The organism is Plantibacter flavus, assembly GCF_002024505.1.
GTDB lineage: Bacteria > Actinomycetota > Actinomycetes > Actinomycetales > Microbacteriaceae > Plantibacter > Plantibacter flavus_A.
The window spans coordinates 1,784,062-1,803,485 of sequence record NZ_CP019402.1 but is presented as its reverse complement, the minus strand read 5'-3'; the positions used below and the strand labels follow the sequence as shown (position 1 = coordinate 1,803,485).

General features: G+C 68.9%; 21 protein-coding genes and 1 tRNA gene. 10 read left to right on the top strand and 12 right to left on the bottom strand.

The features are described 5' to 3' along the window. Nucleotides 1-33: 33 nt before the first annotated feature. Nucleotides 34-522 carry a ribose-5-phosphate isomerase gene (locus tag BWO91_RS08510; protein ID WP_064295147.1) on the bottom strand — a complete coding sequence of 163 codons (489 nt, stop codon included), beginning with the start codon at nucleotides 520-522 and terminating at the stop codon, nucleotides 34-36. Between the two features lie 35 nt (nucleotides 523-557). After that, nucleotides 558-1,181, bottom strand: a complete 624-nt coding sequence (locus BWO91_RS08505) for a DsbA family protein (protein WP_064295146.1) — start codon at nucleotides 1,179-1,181, stop codon at nucleotides 558-560. Between the two features lie 142 nt (nucleotides 1,182-1,323). On the opposite strand from BWO91_RS08505, the gene pepN reads away from it, so the two are divergent. The 6 genes from pepN to BWO91_RS08475 all read left to right on the top strand — a co-directional run bounded on the left by pepN (nucleotide 1,324) and on the right by BWO91_RS08475 (nucleotide 9,224). Next, the gene (gene pepN, locus BWO91_RS08500; protein ID WP_079002303.1) at nucleotides 1,324-3,867 is read left to right on the top strand and encodes an aminopeptidase N; all 2,544 of its coding nucleotides are present in this window, start codon (nucleotides 1,324-1,326) and stop codon (nucleotides 3,865-3,867) included. 144 nt (nucleotides 3,868-4,011) lie between these two features. Next, nucleotides 4,012-5,301 carry a sensor histidine kinase gene (locus tag BWO91_RS08495; protein ID WP_153303421.1) on the top strand — a complete coding sequence of 430 codons (1,290 nt, stop codon included), beginning with the start codon at nucleotides 4,012-4,014 and terminating at the stop codon, nucleotides 5,299-5,301. Next, nucleotides 5,298-5,972, top strand: a complete 675-nt coding sequence (locus BWO91_RS08490; RefSeq protein ID WP_079002301.1) for a response regulator — start codon at nucleotides 5,298-5,300, stop codon at nucleotides 5,970-5,972. Before BWO91_RS08495 ends, BWO91_RS08490 begins: the two co-directional genes overlap by 4 nt. A gap of 81 nt (nucleotides 5,973-6,053) precedes the next feature. Further along, complete coding sequence (locus BWO91_RS08485) at nucleotides 6,054-7,061, top strand: mechanosensitive ion channel family protein (protein ID WP_079002300.1); 1,008 nt, start codon at nucleotides 6,054-6,056, stop codon at nucleotides 7,059-7,061. Then, nucleotides 7,058-7,486: a globin gene (locus BWO91_RS08480; RefSeq protein ID WP_079002299.1), complete on the top strand. Its 429-nt coding sequence runs from the start codon at nucleotides 7,058-7,060 to the stop codon at nucleotides 7,484-7,486. Before BWO91_RS08485 ends, BWO91_RS08480 begins: the two co-directional genes overlap by 4 nt. 55 nt (nucleotides 7,487-7,541) lie before the next feature. Further along, nucleotides 7,542-9,224: an FAD-binding dehydrogenase gene (locus tag BWO91_RS08475; RefSeq protein ID WP_079002298.1), complete on the top strand. Its 1,683-nt coding sequence runs from the start codon at nucleotides 7,542-7,544 to the stop codon at nucleotides 9,222-9,224. A 3-nt stretch (nucleotides 9,225-9,227) separates the two neighbouring features. Here the strand turns inward: BWO91_RS08475 and BWO91_RS08470 are convergent, their stop codons facing one another. Then, a complete protein-coding gene (locus BWO91_RS08470) occupies nucleotides 9,228-9,908 on the bottom strand; it encodes a hypothetical protein (protein WP_079002297.1) in 681 nt (226 codons plus the stop codon). 126 nt (nucleotides 9,909-10,034) lie between these two features. Here BWO91_RS08470 and BWO91_RS08465 point away from each other — a divergent pair, with 126 nt between their 5' ends. Then, nucleotides 10,035-10,907, top strand: a complete 873-nt coding sequence (locus BWO91_RS08465) for an acyl-CoA thioesterase (RefSeq protein WP_240555750.1) — start codon at nucleotides 10,035-10,037, stop codon at nucleotides 10,905-10,907. A gap of 10 nt (nucleotides 10,908-10,917) precedes the next feature. On the opposite strand, the gene BWO91_RS08460 is transcribed toward BWO91_RS08465, so the two are convergent. The 5 genes from BWO91_RS08460 to BWO91_RS08440 all read right to left on the bottom strand — a co-directional run bounded on the left by BWO91_RS08460 (nucleotide 10,918) and on the right by BWO91_RS08440 (nucleotide 15,725). After that, nucleotides 10,918-11,391, bottom strand: a complete 474-nt coding sequence (locus tag BWO91_RS08460) for an acyl-CoA thioesterase (RefSeq protein ID WP_079002296.1) — start codon at nucleotides 11,389-11,391, stop codon at nucleotides 10,918-10,920. Between the two features lie 87 nt (nucleotides 11,392-11,478). Then, nucleotides 11,479-13,161: an energy-dependent translational throttle protein EttA gene (gene ettA / locus BWO91_RS08455; RefSeq protein WP_064295137.1), complete on the bottom strand. Its 1,683-nt coding sequence runs from the start codon at nucleotides 13,159-13,161 to the stop codon at nucleotides 11,479-11,481. Nucleotides 13,162-13,174: 13 nt separating this feature from the next. Next, nucleotides 13,175-14,620, bottom strand: a complete 1,446-nt coding sequence (locus BWO91_RS08450; protein ID WP_079002295.1) for an amino acid permease — start codon at nucleotides 14,618-14,620, stop codon at nucleotides 13,175-13,177. A gap of 105 nt (nucleotides 14,621-14,725) precedes the next feature. Next, nucleotides 14,726-15,250 carry a DUF6993 domain-containing protein gene (locus tag BWO91_RS08445; RefSeq protein WP_240555748.1) on the bottom strand — a complete coding sequence of 175 codons (525 nt, stop codon included), beginning with the start codon at nucleotides 15,248-15,250 and terminating at the stop codon, nucleotides 14,726-14,728. Nucleotides 15,251-15,272: 22 nt separating this feature from the next. Further along, nucleotides 15,273-15,725 carry a single-stranded DNA-binding protein gene (locus BWO91_RS08440; protein ID WP_079002294.1) on the bottom strand — a complete coding sequence of 151 codons (453 nt, stop codon included), beginning with the start codon at nucleotides 15,723-15,725 and terminating at the stop codon, nucleotides 15,273-15,275. Between the two features lie 282 nt (nucleotides 15,726-16,007). On the opposite strand from BWO91_RS08440, the gene BWO91_RS08435 reads away from it, so the two are divergent. Both BWO91_RS08435 and BWO91_RS08430 read left to right on the top strand, forming a co-directional pair. Continuing rightward, nucleotides 16,008-16,208: a hypothetical protein gene (locus tag BWO91_RS08435; RefSeq protein ID WP_064295136.1), complete on the top strand. Its 201-nt coding sequence runs from the start codon at nucleotides 16,008-16,010 to the stop codon at nucleotides 16,206-16,208. 133 nt (nucleotides 16,209-16,341) lie between these two features. Beyond that, a complete protein-coding gene (locus BWO91_RS08430) occupies nucleotides 16,342-17,004 on the top strand; it encodes a hypothetical protein (RefSeq protein WP_064295135.1) in 663 nt (220 codons plus the stop codon). Between the two features lie 68 nt (nucleotides 17,005-17,072). On the opposite strand, the gene nadE is transcribed toward BWO91_RS08430, so the two are convergent. The 4 genes from nadE to orn all read right to left on the bottom strand — a co-directional run bounded on the left by nadE (nucleotide 17,073) and on the right by orn (nucleotide 19,138). Beyond that, nucleotides 17,073-17,894: an ammonia-dependent NAD(+) synthetase gene (gene nadE / locus BWO91_RS08425; RefSeq protein WP_079002293.1), complete on the bottom strand. Its 822-nt coding sequence runs from the start codon at nucleotides 17,892-17,894 to the stop codon at nucleotides 17,073-17,075. Between the two features lie 91 nt (nucleotides 17,895-17,985). Next, entirely contained in the window at nucleotides 17,986-18,336 is a 351-nt protein-coding gene (locus tag BWO91_RS08420) for a metallopeptidase family protein (protein WP_079002292.1), read from the bottom strand. 55 nt (nucleotides 18,337-18,391) lie between these two features. Next, nucleotides 18,392-18,467 (bottom strand) — tRNA-His (locus tag BWO91_RS08415). Nucleotides 18,468-18,517: 50 nt separating this feature from the next. Then, complete coding sequence (gene orn, locus BWO91_RS08410; RefSeq protein WP_064295132.1) at nucleotides 18,518-19,138, bottom strand: oligoribonuclease; 621 nt, start codon at nucleotides 19,136-19,138, stop codon at nucleotides 18,518-18,520. Between the two features lie 52 nt (nucleotides 19,139-19,190). Between orn and BWO91_RS08405 the strand changes: the two genes are divergently transcribed. Next, the gene (locus tag BWO91_RS08405; protein WP_064295131.1) at nucleotides 19,191-19,415 is read left to right on the top strand and encodes an SCO4848 family membrane protein; all 225 of its coding nucleotides are present in this window, start codon (nucleotides 19,191-19,193) and stop codon (nucleotides 19,413-19,415) included. Nucleotides 19,416-19,424: the final 9 nt, after the last annotated feature.

Below are 19,424 nucleotides of genomic sequence, written 5' to 3'. Positions count from 1 at the left end.
CCGGCGCGCCGCGCGGTGGCGGTGGAGGACGCGTCAGGCGTCGACGTGCTTGCCGGCGATGGTGCCGGTCGCCTCGAACTCGGCGAGCTGGGCGATCCGACGGGCGTGACGTTCCTCGAGGCTGAACGGCTCGGCGATGAACGCGTCGATGAAGGACACCGCCTCGTCGGTGCTGTGCTGACGCGCACCGATCGAGATGACGTTGGCGTCGTTGTGCTGCCGAGCCAGCTGCGCCGTGCTGAGGTTCCAGACGAGCGCCGCGCGGACACCGACGACCTTGTTCGCGGCGATCTGCTCGCCGTTGCCCGAGCCGCCGAACACCACGCCGAGGGCGTCAACACCGGCCTGCTGGTCGCGCACGACGCCCTTCGCCGCGTTGATGCAGAACGCCGGGTAGTCGTCCAACGCGTCGTACTCGGCCGGGCCGTGGTCGACGACGTCGTGACCGGCTGCGCGCAGGTGGTCCTGCAGGAACTGACTGAGCTCGAGACCGGCGTGATCGGTGGCGATGTGGATGCGCATGTGGAAAGTCTAGGGTTCCGGGCGCCGGCGTCGCGTCAGTCGAAGATCGGGTCCGCCGTCCGGCTGCGCTTCAGCTCGAAGAAGCCCGGGTAGGCGGCAGCGGCGACGACACCGTCCCACAGTGCGAGCGCCTGCTCGCCCTTCGGCGCCGGCGAGATGACGGGTCCGAAGAACGCCACGTCGTCGATCGCGATGACGGGGGTGCCGACATCCTGGCCGACCCGGCCGATGCCGTCGAAGTGGCTCTCGCGCATGGGCCCGTCGTAGGCGTCCGTCGTCGACGCTTCGGCGAGCGCCGCCGGGAGCCCGGTCTCGGCGAGGGCTTCGGCGATCACGGCGTCGACGTCCTCCGCGCGTCCGCCGGGGTGGATCCGCGTCCCGAGCGCGTCGTAGAGCGGCTTGACGACCGCGTGTCCGTGCTCGGCTGCCGCAGCGGCGACGAGACGCGTGTATCGGAGCGCCCGGGGGAAGAAGGCCCGGTAGTCGTCGCTGACGTCCTGGTCCTCGTTGAGGACGGCGAGGCTCATGATGTGCCAGTGGACGTCGAGGTTCCGGGCTTCGGTGACCTCGTCGACCCAACGCGAGGTCATCCAGGCCCACGGGCAGGAGGGGTCGAACCAGAAGTCGACGCGGGTGTTGTCTGCAGCGGAAGTCGTCATGCCGTCACCCTACGCGCCGATCCCCGTCGACTCCCCCGAAACGGACGGACGGCGGGTCTAGGCTGGTTGACCGTGCCGCGGTCGTCACGAGCGACCACGTGCAGTTCACACGTCACGTGTCCATCAACACCAGGGAGCAGTTGTGCCAGGAGAGAACCTCACCCGAGTCGAAGCCCAGGAGCGCAGGGCGCTCGTCGACACGTCGAGCTACGAGGTCGTGCTCGACCTCACGACCGGTCCCGAGGTGTTCCGCAGCACCACGACGGTCCGCTTCACCGGTGAACCCGGTGCTTCGACCTTCATCGACGCCATGACGCGCACCGTCCACTCCGTCACGCTGAACGGCGTCGAGCTCGACCCGTCGACCGTCTCCGACGGCGTGCGCATCCAGCTCGACGGCCTCGCTGCGGAGAACGTGCTCGTCGTCGACGCTGACGCCGAGTACACCAACACCGGTGAGGGCCTCCACCGATTCGTCGACCCCGTCGACGGCGAGGTGTACCTGTACAGCCAGTTCGAGGTGCCGGACTCCCGTCGGGTGTTCGCGGTGTTCGAGCAGCCCGATCTGAAGGCGACGTTCACCTTCACGATCACGGCGCCCGCGGCCTGGCAGGTCGTCAGCAACTCCCCCACGCCCGAGCCGGTACCGGCGCACGACGGCGCGGCGACCTGGAGCTTCGCACCCACGCAGCGCATCTCCTCCTACATCACCGCGATCGTGGCCGGCCCGTACGACGTGGTGCGCAGCGAGCTCACCTCGAGCGACGGCCGGACCATCCCGCTGGGCGTCTTCGCGCGGAAGAGCCTGGCGGAGTACCTCGACGCCGACTACATCTTCGAGAAGACGCGTCAGGGCTTCGCGTACTACGAGGAGAAGTTCGCGTACCCCTATCCGTTCGAGAAGTACGACCAGCTCTTCGTCCCCGAGTTCAACGCGGGCGCGATGGAGAACGCCGGCGCGGTGACCTTCACCGAGACCTACGTGTTCCGCTCGAAGGTGACCGACGCGATCAAGGAGCGCCGGGTCGTCACGATCCTGCACGAGCTCGCGCACATGTGGTTCGGCGACCTCGTCACCATGAAGTGGTGGAACGACCTGTGGTTGAACGAGTCGTTCGCCGAATGGGCTTCGACGATCGCCACCGCGGAGGCCACCGAGTGGACCGAGGCGTGGACGACGTTCAACGCGATGGAGAAGACCTGGGCCTACCGCCAGGACCAGCTGCCGTCGACGCACCCCATCGTCGCGACCATCAACGATCTCGAGGACGTCCAGGTCAACTTCGACGGCATCACCTACGCCAAGGGCGGCTCCGTCCTGAAGCAGCTCGCCGCATGGGTGGGCATCGAGGCGTTCTTCGCCGGAGTCGGCAACTACTTCCGCAAGCACGAGTTCGGCAACACGGTGCTCGACGACCTGCTCGTCGAGCTCGAGGCGACGAGCGGCCGTGACCTCCGCGAGTGGTCGAAGCTGTGGCTGGAGACCGCCGGGGTCGGGACGTTGAGCCCGGAGTTCACGGTCGACGCCGACGGCGCGTTCACCGCGTTCGCCGTCCGTCAGACGGTCCCCGCGGACTACGACACGCTGCGTCCGCACCGCCTCGCCATCGGCCTGTACCGGCTGCAGGACGGCAAGCTCGTCCGCACCCGACGCGTCGAACTCGACGTCGACGGGGCGCTCACCGAGGTGCCGGAGCTCGTCGGTGAGACGCAGCCCGACCTGGTGCTGCTGAACGACGACGACCTCGCCTACGCGAAGATCCGCCTCGACGAGCGGTCGCTCGCGACGGCGATCGGCCACCTCGCTTCGATCGAGGACCCGCTCGCACGCTCGCTGGTCTGGGGCGCCGCCTGGGACGCGACCCGCGACGCCGAGTCGAGCGCCTCCGACTACGTGGAGCTCGTCCTCGGGAACATCGCCACGGAGACCGAGTCGACGACCCTGCGCACGACGCTCGGCCAGCTCGGTCTGGCCGCGCGCAACTACGTCGCTCCGGAACGCCGCCTGGCGACCGTCTCCCGGGTCGGCGACGCGCTCTGGACGCTCGCCCAGGAGGCTGAGGCCGGCTCGGACGCGCAGTTCCAGTTCGTGAAGTTCTTCGCCGCCCTCGCCTCGACCCCCGAGCACGGCGAGCACCTGCGTGCGCTGCGCGACGGCTCCGCGGCACTCCCGGGCCTGGAGATCGACACGGACCTCCGCTGGGAGCTCCTCGAGGGCCTGGTCCTCCTCGGCCTCGCGGACGGTTCGGACATCGATGCGGCGCTCGCCGAGGACAACACGGCGAACGGTGCGCAGGCGGCCGCTCGCGCACGGGCGACGATCCCCACCGTCGAGGGCAAGCGTGCGGCGTTCGACTCGGTCGTCGAGCACGACGACCAGCCGAACGCGATCGTCCGGAACGTCGGTCTCGGGTTCGGGCATGTCATCGACCCGGCCGTCCTGCAGCCGCTCGTCGAGCCGTACTTCGCCGCGCTCACCTCGGTCTGGGAGTCGCGCAGCTACAAGATCGCCGAGTACATCGTCGAGGGGCTCTACCCGGCGGCGCTCGCCTCCACCGAGCTCCGCGACCGCACCCGCGCGTGGCTGGACGCCAACGCCGATGTCCCGGCACTCCGACGCATGCTCGTCGAAGCCCTCGCCGGGGTCGAGCGGGCACTCGCGGCACAGGCACGGGACGCCGCATGATCCACTCGGCCGGATAGCACTCCGGTACCAGGATCCTCTGGCGAGAACCCCTCCACGGCACGACCCGCTGTGGAGGGGTTCTCCGTATCCTGGAGGGATGCGCCGACCGGTGAACGACGACCGACCCTCAGGGTCGTCCTCGTCGTGACCGCTCGGAAGCCCTCCTCCGCCCCGGACCGGGCCGCGACGGAAGCCGCACTGATGCTCCCGCGCCCGCCCGGGGTCGTCCGACGCTGGTGGTCGAGGCATCCGTGGACCGCCGACTCGCTCATCGCCGCCGGGTACCTCCTCGTCGCCCTCTCGGTCAGCACCGTCGAGTGGTTCGACGTCGACCTGGCGGCCCAGCCCGGTCGCATCGCCCTCGCCGTCGCGATCGTGGGCGTCACGACGCTCGCCGTCCTGCTCAGGCGACGGCGTCCGCTCGCGATGGCCGTGCTCGTCATCGTCGTCGGGCTCGTCTCGGTCGCGCAGACGGTGGGCGTCGACGCGTTCGCGGTGCCGATCCTGCTGTACTCCGTGGCCGTGTACCGGACCGTCGCACTGGGCTGGCAGGCCTTCGCCGCCGCCGCGGTCGTCGCCGTCCTCGCCCCCTTCCTGCCCTGGGCCGCGCCACACGCACCGGGAGAGCCGCAGCAGACCATCATCTCGGTCGTCCTCTTCGCGCTCTTCGGGCTGCTGATCGGGATCAACGTCGGCAATCGCAAGCGGTACGTCGAAGCCCTCGTCGATCGGGCGGCACAGCTGGCCCGCGAGCGCGACCAGCAGGCCCAGCTCGCCGCCGTCGCCGAGCGGACCCGCATCGCCCGCGAGATGCACGACATCGTCTCCCACAGTCTCACCGTCATCGTCGCGCTGAGCGAGGGGGCCCTGGCGACGAAGGACCCGACGGCGTCCCGATCCGCCATGACCGCCGTCACCGACGCCGCCCGGAGCTCCCTCGTCGACATGCGACGCATGCTGGGGGTCCTCCGTGAGACCGGCAGCGCGCCCCTCGCTCCGCAACCCGACGCCGCGTCGATCCCCGCGCTCGTCGAGACCTTCCGCGGACTCGGCCTGCCGGTCGCACTCACCGCCTCCGGGCCGTCGACGGACGACCCGTCGATCCTGCTCGCCGTGCACCGCATCACGCAGGAGGCCCTCACGAACGCGCTGCGGTACGCGGAGCGGCCGAAGCGCGTCGACGTCGTCATCACCACCGACGACGAGCACCTCGAGCTCATCGTCGAGAACGACGGGTCCATTCCGGACGCGCCGTCGCTCGGCGCCGGCCAGGGCTTGCTGGGCCTCCGTGAACGCGTCGCGTTCCAGGGGGGTCAGGTCACCGCCGGAGCCGTCGGCGATCGACTGTGGCGCGTCCATGCCGTCCTGCCACTGGAACCACGTCCGACGAGAACGTCCCCGCCGACCACCGAACCACGAGGAACCACACCATGACCGACCCCGTCCGCATCCTGCTCGTCGACGACCAACAGCTCATCCGGCTCGGATTCGGTCTCGTGCTCGGCGCGGAGGACGATCTGGACGTGGTCGGTGAGGCTTCGAACGGCGCCGAGGCGATCCACCTCGCCGCCACCCTGCGGCCCGACGTGATCCTCATGGACGTCCGGATGCCGGGACTCGACGGGATCGAGGCGACCAGGAGGATCGTCGCCGCGAACCCCGACAGTCGCATCATCATCCTGACGACCTTCGACCTCGACGAGTACGCCTTCGGAGCGCTGCGGGCCGGCGCGAGCGGCTTCCTCCTGAAGGACGCCCTGCCGAACGAGCTGACGTCCGCGATCCGTGCGGTCCACGCCGGCGACGCCGCCGTCTCGACCCGCATCACGAAACGGATGCTCGAACTCTTCGCGACGGCCCTCCCCGGCACGCCCGCGGCCGCCGAGGACGGCTCGGCCGCAGAACTCGCCGAGCTGACACCGCGGGAGCACGACATCCTCGTCGCCATGGCGGAGGGGCTGAGCAACGCGGAGATCGCCGCCCACTTCGTCCTCTCCGAGTCGACGGTGAAGACACACGTCGGTCGCGTGCTCATGAAGCTGCAGCTGCGCGACCGCGTGCAGGCCGTCATCTTCGCCTACAAGCACGGACTCGTGCGTCCATGACCGTCCACGCAGGCACCCTCCGGCTCGCACTCGGGCGGCTCACACGGTTCACTCCGCGTCGCTCGATACACTGGGCCCCATATGAACTGGGATGAGATCTGGCCTGACGTGACCGCCTTCCTCTGGACGGCGGGGTGGAAGATCATCGGCGTGGTGATCGTGATCGGCCTGGCGTTCGCCGCCGCATGGGTGCTCCGATTCGTCATCCGACGCGTCGTCGGCCGCATCGTGAGTGGCGTCAAGAAGAGCGCCGACGTCACCGACACGCAATCGCTGCTCGCCTCGCCGCTGGCCGCCGTCCGACTCGTCCAACGCACACGGACCCTCGGCACCGTGCTCAGCAACATCGTCAACGTCACCATCGTCATCGTCGCGGCCATCCTCGTCGTCAACGTCATCGACTCGAGCATCATCGGCTCCTTCGCCCTGCTGACGGCAGCGGTCGGTGCCGGTCTCGGTTTCGGCGCGCAGAACATCGTCAAGGACATCCTCAACGGCCTGTTCATGGTGGTCGAGGACCAACTGGGCGTGGGCGACGTGGTCGATCTCGGGCCCGCCACCGGCGTCGTCGAGACCGTCGGTATCCGGATCACCCAAGTACGCGATGTCAACGGCACGCTCTGGTTCGTCCGGAACGGCGAGATCCTGCGGGTCGGCAACATGTCGCAGGGCTGGTCGCGGGTCATCATCGACCTGGCGATCCCGTACGACACCGACGTCGAGGCCGTCCAGGAGCGCATGCTCGACACGGCGAACGAACTCGCCCACGACCCCAAGTGGCGCTCCCGCATCCTCGAGAAGCCCGAGCTGTGGGGTCTCGAGTCGATCTCGGGCGACGCCCTCGTCATCCGCCTTGTCATCAAGACGCGCACGAGTGCCAAGGACGACGTGGCTCGCGAACTGCGGATGCGGTTGAAGCGGGCCGTCGACGAGATGGACGTCAAGCTGCCGTCGCTCAACAGCATCGTCCTCTCGGGCTTCGAGGGTGCCGCAAGTGTGACCGGTTCGCGTCCCCCGCGCACCCACCCGACCACGGTGGTCCCGCCACGGGCGCCGAAGACCAAGCGACCCCCGAGAGGGCAGCAGTGACCGACTCCCAGGCACCAGGCACGTCCTTCTACGAGCAGGTCGGCGGGCACGCCACCTTCAAGGCCCTCGTCGACGAGTTCTATCGCGGCGTGGCCGGCGACCCCGTCCTGAAACCGATGTACCCCGAGGAGGACCTCGGTCCGGCGGCCGACCGGCTGATGCTCTTCCTCGAGCAGTACTGGGGCGGGCCCGGCACCTACAGCGCCGAACGCGGCCATCCGCGTCTCCGGCTGCGGCACCAGCCCTTCCACGTGAACCCCGACGCTCGCGACCGCTGGCTGCTGCACATGCGCGCCGCCGTCGACAGCCTCGACCTCGCGCCGGTGCACGAGGCGACGCTCTGGGACTACCTCGAGCGGGCAGCCCACGCCATGGTCAACACCTTCGACGAGGATCCAGGGGTACCGCGCCGCAGTCTCCTCTGATTCCGGCCGCGCGGTCGTAGGATCGGACGCACGTCCGCGCCGAAGGAGTCAACAGATGCCAGCAGCCGTCCCTCCCCATCCGTCCGCCGATCGGACCGAGGCCGACGCGATCGTGATCGGCAGCGGGCTGGCCGGGCTCGTCGCCGCCGCAGAGCTCATCGACGCCGGCAAGCGGGTCATCCTGCTCGAACAGGAGCCGGAGTCGAACCTCGGTGGCCAGGCGCACTGGTCGTTCGGCGGCCTGTTCCTGGTCGACTCCCCCGAGCAGCGCCACCTCGGCGTCCGTGATTCGCTCGAGCTCGCGACCCAGGACTGGTTCGGCGCAGCAGCGTTCGACCGTCCCGAGGACCACTGGCCCAAGCGCTGGGCAGAGGCGTACCTCGATTTCGCCGCGGGCGAGAAGCGCGCCTGGCTCCACGACCAGGGCGTGCGGTTCTTCCCGGTCGTCGGCTGGGCGGAACGGGGCGGTTACGGCGCCATCGGCCACGGCAACTCCGTTCCCCGCTTCCACATCACCTGGGGCACCGGACCCGGTGTCGTCGCGCCCTTCGTCCGACGGGTGAGCGCCGGCGTCGAGGACGGCACGGTGTCGGCGCATTTCCGGCACCGCGTGGACGAGCTGCTCACCGAGGACGGCGCGGTCGTCGGCGTGCGCGGCTCCGTGCTCGCCCCGTCGCGTGCCGAGCGCGGGGCTCCGAGCTCACGCGACGTCGTCGGCGAGTTCTCGTGCAGGGCGCCCGCGGTGCTCGTCGCGAGCGGTGGCATCGGAGGGAACCACGACCTCGTCCGCGAACAGTGGCCGGCCCGGCTCGGGATGCCGCCGACGACCATGCTCTCCGGTGTCCCCGCGCACGTCGACGGACGCATGCTGGCGATCAGCGAGCGCGCGGGCGGGCATCTCATCAACGGCGACCGGATGTGGCATTACGTCGAAGGCATCACCAACTGGGATCCGATCTGGCCGCAGCACGGCATCAGGATCCTGCCGGGGCCGTCGTCGCTCTGGTTCGACGCGACCGGGAAGCGGCTCCCGGTGCCGCTCTTCCCGGGCTTCGACACGCTCGGTACCCTCGCGCACCTGCGTGCCACCGGCCACGACCACAGCTGGTTCGTGCTGACCCAGCGGATCATCGAGAAGGAGTTCGCGCTGTCGGGGAGCGAGCAGAACCCCGACCTCACCGGGAAGGATCTCGGGCTGCTCGCGAAGCGCATCGGTCCGGGAGCGCCCGGCCCCGTCGAGGCGTTCAAGGAACACGGCGCTGACTTCGTCGTCGCAGACACGCTCACCGAGCTGGTCGCCGGCATGCAGGAGCTGAGCCCGGAGACGCCCATCGATGCGGCGAACCTCGTCGCCGAGGTGGAGGCCCGCGATCGCGAGATCGACAACCCGTTCACGAAGGACCTGCAGATCACGGCGCTCCGTGGTGCCCGCTCCTACCGGGGCGACAAACTCATCCGCGTCGCCGCACCGCACCGGCTCCTCGATCCGAAGGCCGGACCGCTCATCGCGGTGAAGCTGCATGTGCTGACCCGCAAGAGCCTCGGTGGGCTCGAGACCGACCTCGCGAGCCGGGTCCTCGGTCCCGACGGGAACCCGGTGCCCGGTCTCTACGCCGCCGGTGAGGCGGCCGGCTTCGGCGGTGGAGGGATCCACGGCTATCGCGCGCTCGAGGGGACCTTCCTCGGCGGCTGTCTGTTCAGCGGTCGGACCGCCGGCCGCGCGATGGCCGCCGGCTGAGGATCAGGACACGGCACCTGCGAGCACATGCCCGCGTCGGGTGCTCAAGCGGACCCATCCGCCTGAGCGGAAGACGGCCGCACGCTCCGGCTCGGCGATGAAGCCGAGGCCCACCGCGGCGAACGCGGCACCGGTCGGGAGTCCGTGGCCGTCGCCGAGGGGCCGGGACCAGACCTGCGACCGCACCTTCTGGACGATCTGATCGCCCACCGCTGTGGGGAGCGTCTCGGCGATCTCCGAGGCCCCGGTCCTTGCGACGAGTTCGAGCTCGATGGTGTCCACGTCGCCCGCGCGTTCCCAGCCGCAACGCGGCGGCGCCTGTCCGACCCACGGAGCCGTCCTCGTGGACGGCGGCAGCTCGAGCGGCACGGTCTCGCGAGCATCCGCGACCAGGTCCTCGGGAGCGACGCCGCCGAGCGTGCGGACGATGCGGTCGATGAGTTCACGCGGGGTCGCGAGCACGTCGGCCGTGGCGGGTTCGGCGAGTGCGAAGGTACGCATCCCGATGATCGTCGGACTCCGGTCGAGCAGACCCTGCGGGTGTAGCACCGGAGCGGAGACCGCCAAGACGTCCCCGGCGGCCAGGAGTCGCACGCCGGAGTCGTCGATCCGGGCGGCGCGTGCGAGGAAGGTGCGGAGGTCGGCGAGCGAGGTGGCGTCGAGGAGCTGCAAGGTGGTGGACATCTCCTCTCAATCTACGCCACCGCCGCGTGCGCTCCGGCACCGCGCCGCCGGGGCCTGGATAGACTCGGCGGGTCGGGTCGGGCATCGACGACCGAGCCTCGACCCCCGGATGAAAGGCGTGTTCGCGTGAAGGAACCGATCCACTCCCTGCTGACCGCGCTGGACCTCAGTGCTCCCGGTGTCCGGACCGACGAGGACATCTTCACCGGTCCGTCGCAATGGATGCCACAGGGGCGGGTCTTCGGTGGTCAGGTGCTCGCCCAGTCCGTCGTCGCCGCGACCCGGACCGTCGACGCCGAGCGCATCATCCACTCGATGCACGGGTACTTCCTCCGACCGGGCGACGTCGACCTGCCGATCACCTTCGCGGTCGACCGCATCCACGATGGACGCTCGTTCGCCACCAGGCGCACCCAGGCCTACCAGAACGGGGTGCCGATCCTCTCGATGATCGCGTCCTTCCAGACCCAGGACGAGGGTCCGGAGCATCAGATCGAGCTGCCCGACGGGATCCCGGACCCGGAGACGCTCCCGTCAGCCGCCGAGCTCCTCAGCGGGATCGACCACCCGGCGGCCGAGGCGTGGGCGACGGGACGCCCCTTCGACCTCCGACACGTCGGCTCCCCCGTCTACCTCCGGGTGGAGGGCGAGCGGACCACCCGGCAAGCGGTGTGGTTCAAGACGATCGAAGACCTGCCCGACGACCCGGCGCTGCACCGTGCCGCGCTCGCCTACGCGAGTGACTACACGATCCTGGAGCCGGTGCTCCGTCGTCACGGCGTTCCGTGGGCCACGCCCGGCATCAAGATCGCCAGTCTCGACCACGCCATGTGGTGGCACCGTCCCGCGCGCGTGGACGAATGGCTGCTCTACCTGCAGGATTCCCCGAGCGCCACCGGCGGGCGAGGTCTGTCCCTCGGGCGCATCTACGATCGGGCGGGTCGCCTCGTCGCGAGCGTCGCCCAGGAGGGCATGGTGCGATTCCCGAAGCCTCGGTGACCGGGGTCGCTCAGCGTCGCGAGAACTCGATCGGATCCTCGAGGAACGGCTCCCATGCGGCACGTTCGACGTCCGAGATCCGGCGCGGCTTGAGGGTCTTGGCGTCCACCATGACGACCGTCGTCGAGGCTCGGGCGTACAGCGTCTGCGATGCCCCGCCCAGCGGCGAGTACACCTCGTACGCGACCTGCAGGCTGGCCCCGCCGATCTTGCCCATCCAGAGCTGGACGTCGAGCGGATCGCGCTGGTACGGGATCGGGGCCAGGTACTCGATCTCCTGGTGCGCCACGAGCGTCAGCGTCTCGGCCTCGACGCTCGCGTCGATGACCGCGGTCGGCGGCACGTCCTCCGACGCCAGCGTCGGGATCCAGAAGACGCGGACACGCGCCTCCTCCAGCAGTTTGAGCATCGAGGCGTTGTTGACGTGGTTGAAGGCGTCGAGGTCGCCCCACCGCAGTGGGATCGGCACGTGGAGTCTGGTCATTGCTGGGCCCTCCGTGGGTCGGGGACGTACGGGTCGTGAACGGACGACGGCCCACCGGCAGAAGCCGATGGGCCGTTCGCACGAGTCCTAGTCGCGCGTGAGCTTGCGGTAGGCGGAGCGGTGCGGCTTGGCCGCGTCCGGTCCGAGGCGCTTGATCTTGTCCTCTTCGTAGGACTCGAAGTTGCCCTCGAACCAGTGCCAGTTCGACGGGTTCTCCTCGGTACCCTCGTACGCCAGGATGTGCGTCGCGATGCGGTCGAGGAACCACCGGTCGTGGGTGATGACCACGGCACAACCCGGGAACTCGAGGAGTGCGTTCTCGAGGCTCGAGAGCGTCTCGACGTCGAGGTCGTTGGTCGGTTCGTCGAGCAGCAGGAGGTTGCCGCCCTGCTTGAGCGTCAGCGCGAGGTTCAGGCGGTTGCGCTCACCACCGGAGAGGACACCCGCCTTCTTCTGCTGGTCCGGGCCCTTGAATCCGAACGTCGACACGTAGGCGCGGGACGGGATCTCCTGGTTGCCGACCTGGATGTAGTCGAGCCCCTCGGACACGACCTCCCAGAGCGTCTTGTTGGGGTCGATGCCCCCGCGGGACTGGTCGACGTAGGAGAGCTTGACGGTCTCGCCGACCTTGAGCTCGCCGGCGTCGAGCGGCTCGATGCCGACGATGGTCTTGAACAGCGTGGTCTTACCGACACCGTTGGGGCCGATGATGCCGACGATGCCGTTGCGCGGGAGGCTGAAGGAGAGGTCGTTGATGAGGACGCGTCCGTCGAAGCCCTTCTCGAGCTTCTTGGCCTCGAGGACCGTCGAGCCGAGTCGTGGACCGGCGGGGATCTGGATCTCCTCGAAGTCGAGCTTCCTGGTGCGCTCGGCCTCCGTCGCCATCTCCTCGTAGCGAGCGAGACGCGCCTTCGACTTCGCCTGGCGGCCCTTCGCGTTGCTGCGGACCCACTCGAGTTCGCTCGCGAGGCGCTTGGCGAGCTTCGCGTCCTTCTTGCCCTGGACGTTGAGGCGCTCGCCCTTCTTCTCGAGGTAGGTCGAGTAGTTGCCCTCGTAGGGGTACAGGCGGCCGCGGTCGACCTCACAGATCCACTCCGCGACGTGGTCGAGGAAGTACCGGTCGTGGGTGACGGCGAGCACGGCGCCCGCGTACTGGGCGAGGTGCTGCTCGAGCCAGAGCACGCTCTCGGCGTCGAGGTGGTTGGTGGGCTCGTCGAGGAGCAGGAGGTCGGGCTTCTGCAGGAGGAGCTTGCAGAGTGCGACGCGACGCTTCTCACCACCGGAGAGGTGGGCGACCGTGGCGTCGGACGGCGGGCAGCGCAGGGCGTCCATCGCCTGCTCCAGCTGCGAGTCGAGGTCCCAGGCGTCAGCGGCGTCGATCGCCTCCTGCAGCACGCCCATCTCGGCGAGCAGGGCGTCGAAGTCGGCGTCGGGCTCGGCCATCGCGAGCGAGATCTCGTTGAAGCGGTCGATCTTGCCCTTGATCTCGCCGACGCCCTCCTGGACGTTCTCGAGCACCGTCTTGTCCTCGTCGAGTTCCGGCTCCTGCATGAGGATGCCGACGCTGAAGCCGGGCGTGAGCTTCGCCTCGCCGTTCGAGGGGGTGTCGATCCCCGCCATGATCTTCAGGATCGTGGACTTACCGGCACCGTTGGGGCCGACGACGCCGATCTTCGCTCCGGGCAGGAACGCCATCGTCACGTCGTCGAGGATGAGCTTGTCGCCGACCGCCTTGCGGGCGCGGACCATCGAGTAAATGTATTCAGCCATGTCGCCGTCCAGTCTACGGCCGGACCCGCCGTCTGCGCTGCACGACGACGCCCGCGACGACGGCCGCCGCCGCGATCGCGCAACTCGTCGTCACCTCGAGGAGCCGGGCGGGTCCGCCGAAGAACATGGACGCCAGCAGCGCGACGAGCGCGACGACGACGATGACCGTGAGCCACGGGTGTCCCCACATGCGGATCCCGCCGACGCGGTCGCAGCTCTCCGACGCCGAGATCTGGTCGAACCGTCGGCTGCGCAGTTGGGCGACGGCGATCACGATCCACACGAAGATCGCGATCGCGCCGGTGGAGTTGACGAGGAACGTGAAGACCTCGTCCGGTGCGAGGTAGTTCAACAGGACGCACACGAGCCCGACGACGGCCGAGCACAGGATCGCGACCGCCGGCGTGCCGCGTCGCGTCGTCGCGCGGACCGCTCGCGGAGCCTCCCCGCGGCCCCCGAGCGAGAACAGCATGCGCGACGCCGTGTACAGCGACGCGTTGAGCGTCGACAACAGGGCTGTGAAGACGATGATGTCCATCGCCACCCCGGCACCGGGGATCCCGGCGGCGTGCAGCATGGTGACGAAGGGGCTGATCCCCGGCGTGATCTCCGTCCACGGCACCACGATGAGGACGACCAGGATCGAGCCGATGTAGAACAGCAGGATCCGCCAGACGACCGAGTTCACCGCTCGCCGGACGGCACCCTTCGGGTCCACCGATTCTCCTGCCGCGATCGTGGCGACCTCGGCACCGAACATCGAGAAGATGATCGGCAGCAGGGCCGCCAGGACGCCGCCGATGCCGAACGGCAGGAAGCCCCCGTCGGTCGGAGCGAGGTTGGCGACGGTCGCCGTCTCGGTCGGGACGACGCCGACGATGATGAGCGATCCGAGCGCGATGAACAGGATCACGGCCGCGATCTTGATCGACGAGAACCAGAACTCGAACTCACCGAAGGACTTCACCGAGACGAGGTTGGCGGCGAGGAACGCGACGGTGATGACGAGCGCCGGGATCCATTGCGGGAGACCTGGCACCCACTGGCTCACGATCTGCGCTGCGGCGGTCGCCTCGATGCCGACGACCACGACCCAGAACCACCAGTAGAGCCATCCGATCGCGAGACCGGCCCAGGGTCCGATGAATCGCGAGGCGTAGGCGGAGAACGACCCGGTCTCGGGCGACGCGGAGGCCATCTCCCCCAGCATGCGCATGACGAGCACCACGACCACGCCGGCCAGGGCGTACGCGAGGATCACGCCGGGCCCCGCTGCGAGGATCGCCGTGCTCGACGCCACGAGGAGCCCGGCGCCGATCATGCCACCGAGGGCGAGCAGCGCCAGGTGACGAGGCTTGAGCGTGTGCGCCAGCGCCGCCGGAGCGACGGCGAGACGTCCGTCGGCCAGGAAGACGGCCTCGGTGGCAGGTTCCCCGCCAGGTGATGGGTTGGCGGTCATGCGGGCCCTCGATTCCGGATCGAGCCACCCAGGAGGTGGCGATATCTGAAATGTCAGGTTATGGCATGCTCACTGCTTGCACCAGCCCGGGAGTGGTCAGCGGCTCTACCAGTCGATCGCGCGGGTGACCCCGACGAGGCATCGCCCGGTGTCGAGCTGCGACACCACCGACGAGTGGTATCCCGTCGCCGGCCCGTTCTGCCCGAGGATGCACTGTCCTTGCCACCGGATGGCGAACTGGATCGAGTCGGCCGGCTCGCCGATGCTCGTCGTGTCCGAGGAGACCTCCATCTCCGCCTTCGGGAAGCCGGCGGCGACGAGACCGTCGATGATCGCCTGGCCGCCAGCGGCGGGGTTTGCGGCGAGCGTGGCGGCGTTGACCGCGTCGAAGAACGGCAGGTTGTCGGTGGCGGTGCCCTCGGGGAGCAGCACCGGTGCCGCCGGAGCCGTCTCAGTGGCGGTCGGCGTCTGGCTCGGCGTGGCCGTCGGCTCGGGAGCGGGCTGGGTGCAACCCGTCACGACGATGCCGAGCAGGCCGAGCACCACGCCGGCCCGGACGCCGGCGATCGACGAGCGGCGACGGATCGAGGTGACGGCTGAGGCGGGGCGGTCGCGGAGGCTCTTCTGCACGTCGAGCAGTCTACGTGGCGCGTCAGAACGGCGTGTCCTGCGGCGACGCCGACGCCCACTCCCCGGTTCCGGATCCGGTCGACTCGGATGCGGCGGACGCCGGACTCGCCCCAGCTCCGACCGGCGACTCGACGGCCCCCTTCGGCTTCCAGCCGATGTCGGGCCCGATGTGATCGGCTTCGATGTCGACCGACGTTCCTCGTCGCTCACCCTGCTCCCAGTCGCGGATCCGCAGCCGACCGAGCACGATCACACGTTGTCCTTTGACGATCGATGCGGCGGAGGCGGTCGCCAATCCACGGAAGGCGCTCACCGTGTACCAGTTCGTCTCCTGCGCCACCCAGGAGCCCTGCTTCTGGTCGTACCGACGTTGCTGCGACGCCAGGCGGAAACTGGTGATGTCCAGCCCGGATGTCGTGCGATGGTGCTTGGGGTCTGTCGCGACGTGCCCGCAGACGGTGATCTGGTCGTTCATGGGTTCCTCTCCTGTCGGTTCGTCGATCCTGGCGGTGGATCACCGAAGCGTCCGGGGCGGGTCCGTGCCGATCGCCACCCCGGACGCGCTGCCAGCCTCACCGATCCCGTAGGCCCTGTGTCGAGCCGGGCGGCCTTCGTCGATGTCCACAACCGCGCACCTCGCTGTGGAGGACTCTCGTTCCGCTCCGACCAGGGCCGATGTCGGTGGCCCCGCATACGCTGACGAGTACCAGCCGGCAGTCCCCGTCCGGCATCACCCCACCAGCGCAGGAGGAGTCCCATGCCCAACGCCCTGAGCATCCGTCCCGGCTACTGGCGCGTGACGACCCCCGACGGCCGCGTGCTCGGCAACATCGAGGCCGTTGGAGCGGACGGCGTTCCGGAGTACCGGGCCAACCGGTTCCGACCGGCCGTCCTCGGGTACGCCCCATTGGGCAGCTTCAGCGATCTCGCGGTCGCCATCGACGCCTTCCGCAACTGAGCGACGACCCTCCCGCCGTTCCCGTCGAACCCGGTGCGTCGCCCGTGTTCACGCCCGAACGAGGGGTAGTCTGCGGGCCATGCAGTGGTGGAATGACTTCGTAGAGTGGGTGACCTCAGCTGAGGTCCGCCCCATGCTGTTCGCTGCGGCCCTCTTCATCGTGGCCGTCGTGGTGTCCTCCCTCGTCGCCGCCGGCGCAAGCCGTCGCGCGCTTCGGGCCATCGTGGACCAGCGCGATCGAGAGCAGAAGAACGTCGCGATCCTGGCGCTCGTCGACGCCGCCACCGAGGCCAGCGTCTGGAACTCGCTCACCCCGCAGGAGCAGGTGCTGAGCGACCGGGCGGTCGCCCAGGCCGACACGCTCGTGCGACTCAGCCCGATCAAGGGTGCGGCCGTCGCCGCGGACTGGGCGAACCACCAGCTCCACGAGATGAAGCGCAACTCCGCGACGTTCGGGTACGAGTTGGACCCGGTGGTCGAGGACTTCCGCGACCGCCTCGTCGAGTGGTCGAAGAAGCCGGCACGGGCCCGGAAGGACTTCGACGGCGACCTCCGTCGCTGGCGCGCCGAGTCCAGCGGATCGGAACAGGCGCTCGTCGCGGAGCAGGAGTCCTGGGTCGCCAAGCAGCACCACGAGCAGTACGCCGAGGTGAAGCCCGCATCCACCGCGCCGGCTTCACGGCCCGGTGACATCACCCGCTCGACGGGCGGCACGATCAACACCAGCACGACGCAGCGCATCATCGACGACGTCGCGGTCCTGGAAGCCGAACGCAAGCAGTCCAGCGTCAGCTGACCGCGAGACCGACAGACGGCGGCCCGATCAACCGATCGGGCCGCCGTCTTCGTGTCAGGGGTTCGTGGTCAGCGCCACCAGGTGTCGAACTTGCTGACCGGGACCTGGCGCTTGTGCTCCGTCGCCGTATACCGGGCCTCGATCGCTTCGGCGGCCACCGGATCGATCTCGCTCCCCTCGAGGAAGTCGTCGATCTGCTGGTAGCTGAGTCCGAGATTCTCCTCATCGGTCTGGCCGGGAGTGCCGTCGAGGAGATCGGCGGTCGGTGCCTTCAGGTAGAGCCGTTCCGGAGCGTCGAGCGACTCCAGGAGGGCTCGCCCCTGACGCTTCGTCAGGCCGCTGAGCGGGAGCACGTCGGCTCCGCCGTCGCCGAACTTCGTGAAGAAGCCGGTGACCGCCTCGGCCGCGTGGTCCGTCCCGACAACCAGGAGCCCCTGCTGACCGGCGATCGCGTACTGGGCGACCATCCGTGCCCGGGCCTTCGCGTTGCCCTTGACGAAGTCGCTGAGGGGTTCGCCGGTCGCATCCGCGTACTCGGCTTCGAACCCGTCGACCGCGCGCTGGATGTTGAACACGACGGAGTCGTCCGGGCGGATGAACGACAACGCCAACTGGGCGTCATCCTCGTCATGCTGCACGGCGTACGGCAGACGGACGGCGACGAACCGGGCCTCCCCACCCTCGGCTCGGACCTCTTCCACCGCCAGCTGGCACAGGCGCCCGGCGAGCGAGGAATCCTGCCCCCCGCTGATGCCGAGAACGAACCCCTTCGTGTGCGTCGCCCGCAGGTACGACTTCAGGAAGTCGATCCGGGAACGGACCTCGGCCGCCGGGTCGATCGTGGGGCTGACATGGAGTTCCGCAATGATGCGGGCCTGGATCTCGCGCATGTCCCCAGGCTACTCGCTCGCCGGAGGCGCACCCGGAACTCCGAGGCACTTGCAACACACCGGAAACACGACTCGGTGGGCGAGGCGGATCTCAGGCCCAGCCGAGCTCGTGCAGCCGCTCGTCGTCGATCCCGTAGAAGTGCGCGATCTCGTGGACCAGGGTGGTGTGGATCTCGTCGGCGAGCTCGTCGAGCGTCTCGCATGCCGCCAGATGCGGCTCGCGGTAGACGATGATCCGGTCGGGCATCTCGCCGAAGCCGTAGCGGTCACGCTCCGTCAAGGCGACGCCGTCGTACAACCCGAGCGTGTCGAGCGTGCCGTTCTCAGGGCGATCCTCGACGACGAAGACGACGTTGTCGAGACCGTCGACCATCTCGTCGGGTAAGCGGTCGAGTTCGTCCACCACGAGGGCTTCGAACGGCTCGGTGTCCAGCTCCAACATGCCCGCTCCCCGGATACGACAGAAGCCGGAGGGATCCTCCGGCTTCTGTACGACATGGGGTGAGTAACGGGGCTTGAACCCGCGACCTCCTGGACCACAACCAGGCGCTCTGCCAACTGAGCTATACCCACCATGCGACCTGCTCCGCGGAGACCGCGTCACAAGCGACTGGATGAGTCTATTACATGTTTGGGGCGTACCGTGACACGACCGCTTCCGAAACCTGCTTCGCGTCGTCGGAGGACGGGCCGGGGAGGTCGACGAACAACGCTCCGCGGTAGTAGGCGAGCTCACGGATCGACTCGAGGATGTCCGCCAGCGCGCGGTGACCGCCGTGCTTCGACGGGGCGTTGAAGTAGACACGCGGGTACCACCGACGGGCGAGTTCCTTGATCGAGGAGACGTCGACGTTGCGGTAGTGCAGGTGGGCGTCGAGTCGTGGCATGTAGCGCGCGAGGAACCCTCGGTCGGTCCCGATGGTGTTCCCTGCCAGCGGAGCCTTCGACTCGTCGGGGACGAAGCGCTGGATGTACTCGATGACCTGGAACTCCGCGTCCGCGACGCTCACGCCGTTCGGGATCTCCTCGAGCAGCCCCGAGGTGCGGTGCATGTTCGTCACGAACTCACCCATGTTGTCGAGTGCCGACTGATCGGGCTTGATCACGACGGAGTAACCCGGGTCGAGGATGTTCAGTTCGAAGTCGGTGATCACGACGGCGATCTCGACGAGTTCGTCGACCTCCAGCTCGAGTCCGGTCATCTCGCAGTCGATCCAGACCAGACGGTCCCCAGCTGTGCTCATGGGTCGAGTCTACTCAGCACGACCGACGCCGCCGGTTCCGTAGACTCGAGCGGTGATCATCGCCATCTCCGTCCTGCTGCTCGTCAACGGTGTCTACAACGTCGTCGTCTGGCCCCGCTTCCTCAAGCGGATCGTCGCCGACCCGCGTGCCCGCGATGATCAGGGACGTGCGACGACGTTCCTGCGCGTGCACGTCATCCTCATCAGCATCGCCCTCGTCCTCGCAGCCCTGTCGCTCGTCTTCGGTGTCCTCGGCCTCCTCGGCGTCGGCGCCTGAGACACCGCT

Excerpts from the sequence above, each read along its gene's own strand:
- BWO91_RS08420 (WP_079002292.1), bottom strand. The coding sequence starts at position 18,336 with ATGTTGGAGCTGGACACCGAGCCGTTCGAAGCCCTCGTGGTGGACGAA.
- BWO91_RS08475 (WP_079002298.1), top strand. The coding sequence starts at position 7,542 with ATGCCAGCAGCCGTCCCTCCCCATCCGTCCGCCGATCGGACCGAGGCC.
- BWO91_RS08460 (WP_079002296.1), bottom strand. The coding sequence starts at position 11,391 with ATGACCAGACTCCACGTGCCGATCCCACTGCGGTGGGGCGACCTCGAC.
- BWO91_RS08490 (WP_079002301.1), top strand. The coding sequence starts at position 5,298 with ATGACCGACCCCGTCCGCATCCTGCTCGTCGACGACCAACAGCTCATC.
- BWO91_RS08435 (WP_064295136.1), top strand. The coding sequence starts at position 16,008 with ATGCCCAACGCCCTGAGCATCCGTCCCGGCTACTGGCGCGTGACGACC.
- orn (WP_064295132.1), bottom strand. The coding sequence starts at position 19,138 with ATGAGCACAGCTGGGGACCGTCTGGTCTGGATCGACTGCGAGATGACC.
- ettA (WP_064295137.1), bottom strand. The coding sequence starts at position 13,161 with ATGGCTGAATACATTTACTCGATGGTCCGCGCCCGCAAGGCGGTCGGC.
- BWO91_RS08470 (WP_079002297.1), bottom strand. The coding sequence starts at position 9,908 with ATGTCCACCACCTTGCAGCTCCTCGACGCCACCTCGCTCGCCGACCTC.
- BWO91_RS08450 (WP_079002295.1), bottom strand. The coding sequence starts at position 14,620 with ATGACCGCCAACCCATCACCTGGCGGGGAACCTGCCACCGAGGCCGTC.
- BWO91_RS08505 (WP_064295146.1), bottom strand. The coding sequence starts at position 1,181 with ATGACGACTTCCGCTGCAGACAACACCCGCGTCGACTTCTGGTTCGAC.
- BWO91_RS08440 (WP_079002294.1), bottom strand. The coding sequence starts at position 15,725 with ATGAACGACCAGATCACCGTCTGCGGGCACGTCGCGACAGACCCCAAG.
- nadE (WP_079002293.1), bottom strand. The coding sequence starts at position 17,894 with ATGCGCGAGATCCAGGCCCGCATCATTGCGGAACTCCATGTCAGCCCC.
- BWO91_RS08510 (WP_064295147.1), bottom strand. The coding sequence starts at position 522 with ATGCGCATCCACATCGCCACCGATCACGCCGGTCTCGAGCTCAGTCAG.
- BWO91_RS08430 (WP_064295135.1), top strand. The coding sequence starts at position 16,342 with ATGCTGTTCGCTGCGGCCCTCTTCATCGTGGCCGTCGTGGTGTCCTCC.
- BWO91_RS08485 (WP_079002300.1), top strand. The coding sequence starts at position 6,054 with ATGAACTGGGATGAGATCTGGCCTGACGTGACCGCCTTCCTCTGGACG.